We start from the raw sequence: 8,075 nt of genomic DNA on the forward strand, positions 1-8,075 counted from the left end.
GATGATTGAATGTCTGAATTAACAGATCGACTTAAATATGCTTTATCCCTGCCCAAAACCATCATTCATGATGATGGCAAATGGCATTTGACTAACGATTTACTGAACGATATGTCTAAAGTACAGGATTGTTTAGCAAGTGCTGGTGTTCAACAAGGCGACCGAATCGTAGTGAGTTTCCCCAATTCCTATAAGTTTGTTTGCTTATATCTTGCAATTATTGATTATGGTGCTATTGTGGTTCCGATTAATCCCAATATGCCAGAATATGAATTTATTTCGTTCATCCAGCGCTGCCGGCCAGCAGGTGCTTTTATTGGCACACACCATGCTGACATTTTAATAAACAGCCAGATTCCTAATCTGACGTTAAACACTTTTTTTGTGGTTGATGCCGGCTCATTTTTGAAAAAGAGATATGAGTATACAGATTCTGTATGGGTTAAGAATGAGGTCGGAGGAAAAGCCGTCCATTACAGCCCTTATCAAACTTCTGAAAATTCCGTAGCGGTTTTACTCTATACATCAGGAACAACAGGGAGGCCGAAAGCAGTAGGTTTAACACATGGACAAATTCTGGCAGCGATTGAGAATATTATTGACTCTCATGAGTTAAGTCAGCTGGATGTTACCTTTTGTTTTTTGCCTTTATTCCATATCAACGCACAAGTGGTTGCCGTCCTGTCAACCATTTTGTCTAAAGGAAAAATGGTCATTGCACCGAAGTTCAGTGCCTCGAAGTTTTGGGATGTGATTAATGAACACAAAGTGACTTGGGTTTCTGGTGTTCCAGCAGTCATTTCTATACTATTGAATACACCTAGACCTGAGCATATTTCCAGTAGTTTACGGTTTATTCGTTCTGCATCCTCTCAGCTGCCAATGGTGAATGCCAGACGCTTTGAACAGCAGTTTGGTGTTCCTGTCATCCAGTCCTATGGCATGACCGAAGCGGCCAGTCAAATATGTGTCAATCCTCTCCCTCCTAACAAAAGGGTGTTAGGCTCTGTCGGGCTGCCAGTTGGGCTGGAGCTAAAAATTGTGGATCCGGATGGACGGAAATGCTTACCTAATTCAATTGGTGAAATTGTGATAAAGGGGAAAAATGTGATCAATCACTACATTGAGGCCGACAGCCAAAAGGATTTTCGTGATGGCTGGTTTCATACTGGAGACCTGGGATATGTCGATAAAGAGGGCTTTGTATTTATTGTTGGAAGAATAAAAGAGATGATTAATCGGGGCGGAGAAAAGGTCAGTCCGTATGAAGTAGAAGATGTGATTCGCCAGATTCCAGCCGTCAAAGATGCAGCAGTGATTGGCATTCCTCATCAGCTGTATGGGGAAATGGTTGTTTCTTATATCGTTTGCCATAAAAACCAGGGAACACCCAACGAAATTATCGACAGGGTTATAGCTCATTGCCGAAACTCACTGTCAGGCTATAAATGTCCCTCTGAGGTATATGCCGTAGACGAAATTCCTGTAGGCCCTACGGGAAAAATTCAGAGGACTAGATTAAGAGAGCTAAGTCTTGACACCTATCAAAATCTTAAAGCGAAAAATATGAGTTAGATTAGCAGGATGATACAAAGGATTGTGATAACTGTGAAAAAAACAAATAAATTTATGGTCATGCTCGCATGTCTGCTAGCGTTTAGCCTCTTTATGACTGGTTGTGGAAATAGCAGCAGTAAATCTGAAAAGGATGGGGAAAAGATTGTTCGAATTGGCTATCAGAAAAATGGTCCGCTTTATATAGTAAAATCTTTAGGATCGTTGGATGAGAAGCTGAAGGAAAAAGGATATAAAGTGGAATGGAAAGAATTTCAGGATGGCCCAGCCCTTTTAGAGGCATTAAATGCAGGAAGTATTGACTTTGGCAGAACAGGCAATACCCCGCCAATTTTTTCTCAAGCATCGGGATCCGATTTAAGATATGTGGCAGCCGGCACTTCTAAATACGAGGGAAGCGGGATATTGGTGCAAAATGATTCCTCTATTCAAACTCTTAATGACTTAAAAGGGAAAAAGGTCGCTTTTTCCAAAGGGTCGAGTGCCCATTATTTAATCATCATGGCGCTTGAAAAAGCAGGACTTTCTCTGGATGATATAGAGCCGGTGTATTTAACGCCTGGTAATGCCAGAATTGCCTTTGAACAGGGGCAAGTGGATGCATGGGCTGTTTGGGATCCTTATACTTCTTCAACAGAAGTGAATGCCAATGCAAGACTCCTAGTGAATGGAGAAGGGCTGACAACCGACCGTGATTTCTTCGTTGCCTCGAAAGAATTTGCTAATGATCATCAAGAGGTCATTGATACGCTGCTTAAAGAGATTTCAGATTCCATGGATTGGGCAAACAACAATCATCAAGATCTGATCAACCTGCTATCGAAAGCGCTAAAAATGGATACGGAATCTGTCACGAAGGCAGTTGAAAGACGTGTATATGGAGTAGAAGAAATAACAAATGAAATTGTCGGGGAGCAACAGGAAATTGCTGACTTATTTTACAAGTTAGATATCATCCCTAAAAAGATTTCTGTGGAAGAGGCTGTAATGGAGGTGAAAAACGGTGAGTAAAAAAGTTTGGGGCTCAAAGTGGCTCCCTTGGCTGATTCCGACGATCGTCATGATTTTATGGCAAGTTCTTAGCGGGGCAGGAATCATTCCTTCCAAAATACTGCCATCCCCGACGAATGTAATCAAAGCTGGTGTGGAACTTTCTGCTTCTGGAGAACTAGTCGGCCATATCACGATTAGTCTATGGAGAGCACTCATCGGCTTTATCATCGGAGGCTCAATTGGTTTTACCCTAGGGCTGTTTAACGGAATTTTTAGATATTTTGATTTGCTATTTGACACTTCCATCCAAATGTTGAGAAATATTCCTCACTTGGCATTGATCCCGCTTGTCATCTTATGGTTCGGCATTGATGAAATGTCAAAAATATTCCTTGTTGCACTGGGTGTCCTGTTTCCTGTTTATATTAATACCTATCATGGCATTAAATCAGTCGATAAAGGATTAATTGAGATGGGCAGAGCATATGGATTAAATGGCTTCTCACTTTTTGCCCAGGTCATTTTTCCAGGAGCCTTGTCATCCATCTTAGTAGGGGTCCGCTATTCATTGGGAATCATGTGGACAACTTTGATTGTGGCTGAAACCATCGCTGCAAATTCTGGAGTCGGCTATATGGCGATGAATGCCCGTGAATTTATGCAAATGGATATCATTGTGTTAAGTATATTGATCTATGCCATACTGGGAAAACTATCTGATTGGATTGCGAAATTATTTGAAAACAAGTGGCTGATATGGAGGCAGATGTCCTGAGCTCTACGGAAAAACTTTTAGAGAGAGGCGGGTTAAAGCAAATGGAGAATACGGATCAATTGGTTTTGCAGGACGTAAAAAAATCATATGACCATCTGCATGTTTTAAAAGGAATTAACCTTAGCTTAAAACAAGGGGAATTTATATCCATAGTGGGAAAGAGCGGATGCGGGAAGAGCACACTTCTTCGAATGATTGCCGGATTAGAGACACCCAGCAGCGGCTGTGTCATCATGAATGGAAATCCAATCCAAGGATTAAACAAAGAAGCCCGGATGATGTTTCAGGATGGAAGGCTGCTTCCTTGGAAACGAATTCTGCAAAATATAGGGATGGGGCTTACGGGTGATTGGAAAGAGAAAGCAATGGAGAGATTGCAAAGTGTCGGTCTTGAGGATCGAGCCCAGCAATTTCCTTCGTCGCTTTCAGGCGGACAGAAGCAGCGGGTTGCTTTAGCACGGGCACTTGTCCATGAGCCACAGCTATTGCTTTTGGACGAGCCTCTTGGAGCATTGGATGCATTAACAAGAATGGAGATGCAGCAGTTAATCGAGTCTATTTGGCAGAAAAACCGGTTTACAACGATATTAGTCACTCATGATGTGGAAGAGGCTGTCATGCTTTCGGACCGGATTATTGTATTGAAAGATGGAAAAGTTGCCTTGGATCAGGTCATTGACTTACCTCGTCCAAGAAATCGTACAAACCCTTCATTTAATAAACATGCAGATGAAATTCTTGCTCAAATTATGAATCAAGATTTCGAAGAAAAGAAGGATAAATTTAAGATTGTTTAATTTTCAAAAAAACAAAATTTAACATTTTGTTCATAAATTGGAAACATATTCTGGGCATCCTATCAACTGTAATACCTAAACCAAATTTTTAGGAGGAAATTACAGGATGAGAAAGATGCAGAAGAGTTATTTTTTGGTGATTGCCCTGATTATAGGATTGTTGGGCCCCGTCCAGGTGTTTGCGGAACAGGTAGAAACGCAGGGAAAAATGGAAATGGCCCAAGGCCATTTCAGACATAACCCTGAGTTTATTAAAAAGCGGGCAGAAACACTTGGGATTAATACAGAAGGTAAAGATACAGAAACTTTAGCAAAAGAAGTTAAATTGGCCATGGTGAAAAAACAGGCAGAGGAGTTGGGCATCGAAACCAAAGGGAAGGACTTCGAGACGCTGGTTAAGGAAGTCCGTGAAACAGCCATCAAAAAAGAAGCCAAAGAGCTGGGCATCTCAACAGAAGGTAAGGAGCTAAGAGATGTTGCTATGGAAGTTCGGGAGACACAAATTAAAAAGGAAGCCAAAAAGCTGGGCATTTCCACGGAAGGAAAAGAACTTCTGGATTTAGCCCGCGAAGTCAGGGAAACTCAAATAAAAAGCCAGGCCAAAGAACTGGGCATTTCCACTGGTAATAAGAATTTGCATGAAATTGCCCATGAGGTTAGGGAGAAAAGGATTTTCCTTGCAGCAGAAAAATTGGGAATAGAAACGAAAAACAAATCTGCTGATGAACTTTTCGAGGAAATTTTAGCAAACCACTCTGATAAGCTGGAGGAGTTGAATTTATTTCCCAATAAACAAGGGAGAATGCATTTCTTCGGTCATCCAAAACATAATTAACCAACAAAGGGAGTCTCAAGCTTTTCAGGAGACTCCCTTTGTTTAGCAGCTCCTTATATATCTATTATATCTGCAGCTGCTTTAACTCATAGAACTTTCCATTATTAGTCATTAATTCATCATAGGTCCCGAATTCGACACATCGGCCATTTTCAATAACCGCAATTTTATCTGCATTTCGTATCGTTGAGAGGCGGTGAGCGACTATAAAGGTGGTTCTGTTTTTGCATAGGACGTTAAGAGCCTCTTGGATTTTCTTTTCCGAACGGCTGTCTAATGCGGAAGTGGCTTCATCTAAAATAATTACTTTGGGATTCCGGATTAAGGCTCTTGCGATAGATATTCTCTGCCTTTGACCACCGGAAAGCTTATCACCGTGCTCTCCAATTCTTGTTTCCAGCCCCTCTGGGAGTTTTTGAACGACATCCCATAAATTAGCCGCCTTTAATACTTTTTCTAATTCTTCCTCGGTAACCGAAGGCCTCCCATAAGTTATATTTTGGCGAATCGATCCTGAGAAAAGAATGGTCGCCTGAGGTACCACTGCCAAATGGTTACGAAAGGTCCGCAAATCAATCGCGGCCATATCTTTGCCATCCAAAAGAATTTTTCCTTCCGTTGGCTGAATAAAACCGATAAGTAAATTCATAATCGTTGATTTCCCTGAGCCGGATTCCCCGACAAAAGCAATTGTTTCTCCTTGCTGGACTTCCAAACTTATATCATTTAGTATATTTTTCTCAGTATGAGGATAACGGTAACCAACATGCTTTAATGTGAAACTGCCATAGACTTGTTTGAGTTTAAGTTTGTTTTCATGATTTTCAACTTCTCCGGCGGTTAAAATTTCTCCTATCGAGTTCACTGATTCCATCCCTTTTGCAATGGTAGGAATTAAGGTAATAATACCAGAGACCGAGTTAACAACTGTTGTGAAATAGGTTTGGTACATCACGACTTCTCCCGGCGTAATAGAACCGCGATAAGCCAAAATGCCGGTAAAAGCTAAGCAAATGATTTGAAAAAACTGAAAGCTGGCCCAGCTTACTGAACCAAACCATGATTGAATAATGTCTAATTGAAATCCTTTTTGTAATACCTGTTGGAATCGATGATTTAAACGGGTCATTTCTTGGTTCTCAAGTGCATGTGCTCGAGCAATGGGAACTAATTCAATCATTTCTATCACAAGTGCTGAGGTTTCTTCCATTTCTTGGCGAAAGGCAGAGTTTGAGGTTTTGATTTTATTCCGAAACAACACAATAATGAATGCGGAAAGAGGGACTGTTAAAATAAAGAAAATAAACACAATAGGACTTTTATACAAGGTAATCACCAGTGCCACTACCAGGTTGACGAAGATATTTAGGCTGCTGACAAAAACCTGCGATGACAAAGTTTGAACCGCTTCAACGTCCCGCATAATTTTTGATTGAAGCCGTCCAGACTGCAATTCCTTTTGATATGGAATGGATAGTTCCTGTAATTTTTTTATAAGTGATCCACGTAATCCAGATTCCACGCTGCGGATTGCATAGCTATTCAGTTTAGTATGATAATAGTTTGTTATGATATTTTGAAGCACCAAAACTACCATGACAATAGCATTGACATAAATGGTTTGAATCCCATTGTCATCATGGTTTGTGGCTGCATTAATAACATTGGCAATAGCAATTGGCATGACCCATGCAGGGATGTGTTTAATTATATAAAACACCGCGGAAAAAAACAGTCTTATGTAATTTCCCTTATATAATCCTACCAGTACCTTAAAAGAACTCTTCTGATTTTTGGCATAGATTTGTTGGATATTGGACTCCATAATACTCAGCTCCCAAGCAAGTTTTATCATGCATGTATAGAATTGATCAGCTTTTATTCATGGTCTTCGTTATATGCACACGTTAACATTTTGAAGTATCAAATTAGGGTTTCTTTTTTAGAGACTTCTATGGATCATGTTTTTGCTGATTAAATGAACCAATATTATCCTGATTTGTTTGTTAACGTTCACATTTTATTACCAAACCAGTCTCTTGTCAATAAGTTTGAATAAACATGGGGGAATTTAAATGAACTAAGTTGTATATTCCATAAGTCCCTCATATGAAATCAATATGACGAATAAACATCAATATAGCGGGATGATTTTTAACTGGGAGGACAAAACATGAATGACACCTTTGAGAGCACAGCAAGCTTTGAGCATCGGTTTTGGCTTCAAGTACTGGGAGATCATTCAAGGTTTATTTATGAGTCTTTGGCACCTATTCAAACGGATGAAATTCAACAGGCCGCAAATTTCATCAGGATTTTTGATACTTATCTCGAGCAAGTAAACACTGCTAATCTAATCCGATTATCTGAGATAGTTGAACCTCAAGTCAACCATTTAAGGGAATTTAAATTGGAACTCATGCGGAAGCATTTGGTTGGCAAAATCAAAATTTACCTTACTCCCACCTTTATCAATCATATGGTTAATGAATTAGAGGAGTATAAAAGAATATTAACCTGCTTAAAAGCGGGGCAAATACCGCCGATCTACCATGAACTTCATCATCATCTATTGTGGTTATTAGATGCTGCTGGTCATTCAGATGCCATTTCCTCCAATCTATATGGGGTGGAAAAGAGACTACGGAAAAAAAGTGATTCATTTACAAAAAACTTTGAAGCTTTTTATTTAAAAGCAGTTGAGCTTGCAGGGTACTTAAGAACGAACTTGACCGCATTTCCCGCTTTGACGAAGATGAATTCGGACACACAGCTGGAAATAAAGCTATTTCAAAATTTTCTCAATGAAATTGAAGAACTCCGGCTTAGCCATCAGGCATTAGGAACATTTGCACCGTTAATGGCAGACCATATGTACCGGGAGGAATGCTACTATCTATGGAAGTTGGCCGAATCGGCGAATCTGACTCCTCCTACCTGTGATCCTGCTAAACCGCGTCTTCAGGATTAAAATAAACCCAGTATTAAGTTTTATGGAGAGAGGGCAGTTTTTTAGAAACTGCCCAGATTGTCGAGAAAGGGTATTTTTCTCGGCAATTTTTTATTATCACAGAATCTAAATACCAAATTTATTGATTGT

General features: G+C 40.1%; 7 protein-coding genes. 6 read left to right on the forward strand and 1 reads right to left on the reverse strand.

All coding sequences use genetic code 11. The features are described from left to right. Positions 1–9 precede the first annotated feature (9 nt). The 5 genes from NFS43_RS09810 to NFS43_RS09830 all read left to right on the forward strand — a co-directional run bounded on the left by NFS43_RS09810 (position 10) and on the right by NFS43_RS09830 (position 4,975). Positions 10–1,575 (forward strand): AMP-binding protein, encoded by a 1,566-nt coding sequence (locus tag NFS43_RS09810; RefSeq protein WP_251551480.1) that lies wholly within the window; start codon positions 10–12, stop codon positions 1,573–1,575. 9 nt (positions 1,576–1,584) lie between these two features. Beyond that, the gene (locus tag NFS43_RS09815) at positions 1,585–2,586 is read left to right on the forward strand and encodes a sulfonate ABC transporter substrate-binding protein (protein WP_251551481.1); all 1,002 of its coding nucleotides are present in this window, start codon (positions 1,585–1,587) and stop codon (positions 2,584–2,586) included. 49 nt (positions 2,587–2,635) lie between these two features. Next, positions 2,636–3,343, forward strand: a complete 708-nt coding sequence (gene ssuC, locus NFS43_RS09820; protein WP_251551490.1) for an aliphatic sulfonate ABC transporter permease SsuC — start codon at positions 2,636–2,638, stop codon at positions 3,341–3,343. A 41-nt stretch (positions 3,344–3,384) separates the two neighbouring features. After that, positions 3,385–4,140, forward strand: coding sequence for an ABC transporter ATP-binding protein (locus tag NFS43_RS09825; protein WP_251551491.1), 756 nt, complete (start codon positions 3,385–3,387; stop codon positions 4,138–4,140). Between the two features lie 106 nt (positions 4,141–4,246). Continuing rightward, positions 4,247–4,975 carry a hypothetical protein gene (locus NFS43_RS09830; RefSeq protein WP_251551482.1) on the forward strand — a complete coding sequence of 243 codons (729 nt, stop codon included), beginning with the start codon at positions 4,247–4,249 and terminating at the stop codon, positions 4,973–4,975. A 64-nt stretch (positions 4,976–5,039) separates the two neighbouring features. Here NFS43_RS09830 and NFS43_RS09835 read toward each other — a convergent pair whose 3' ends face one another. After that, complete coding sequence (locus NFS43_RS09835; protein ID WP_277613922.1) at positions 5,040–6,830, reverse strand: ABC transporter ATP-binding protein; 1,791 nt, start codon at positions 6,828–6,830, stop codon at positions 5,040–5,042. Between the two features lie 318 nt (positions 6,831–7,148). Here NFS43_RS09835 and NFS43_RS09840 point away from each other — a divergent pair, with 318 nt between their 5' ends. Then, positions 7,149–7,946 carry a DUF2935 domain-containing protein gene (locus NFS43_RS09840; protein ID WP_251551484.1) on the forward strand — a complete coding sequence of 266 codons (798 nt, stop codon included), beginning with the start codon at positions 7,149–7,151 and terminating at the stop codon, positions 7,944–7,946. Positions 7,947–8,075: the final 129 nt, after the last annotated feature.

The sequence above is a fragment of the Neobacillus muris genome (assembly GCF_943193175.1).
Lineage (GTDB): Bacteria > Bacillota > Bacilli > Bacillales > Cytobacillaceae > Neobacillus > Neobacillus muris.

Bases quoted from the DNA above. Each gene is read 5' to 3' on its own strand.
- NFS43_RS09810 (WP_251551480.1), top strand. From the start codon at position 10: ATGTCTGAATTAACAGATCGACTTAAATATGCTTTATCCCTGCCCAAA.
- NFS43_RS09815 (WP_251551481.1), top strand. From the start codon at position 1,585: ATGATACAAAGGATTGTGATAACTGTGAAAAAAACAAATAAATTTATG.
- ssuC (WP_251551490.1), top strand. From the start codon at position 2,636: ATGATTTTATGGCAAGTTCTTAGCGGGGCAGGAATCATTCCTTCCAAA.
- NFS43_RS09840 (WP_251551484.1), top strand. From the start codon at position 7,149: ATGAATGACACCTTTGAGAGCACAGCAAGCTTTGAGCATCGGTTTTGG.
- NFS43_RS09830 (WP_251551482.1), top strand. From the start codon at position 4,247: ATGAGAAAGATGCAGAAGAGTTATTTTTTGGTGATTGCCCTGATTATA.
- NFS43_RS09835 (WP_277613922.1), bottom strand. From the start codon at position 6,830: ATGATAAAACTTGCTTGGGAGCTGAGTATTATGGAGTCCAATATCCAA.
- NFS43_RS09825 (WP_251551491.1), top strand. From the start codon at position 3,385: ATGGAGAATACGGATCAATTGGTTTTGCAGGACGTAAAAAAATCATAT.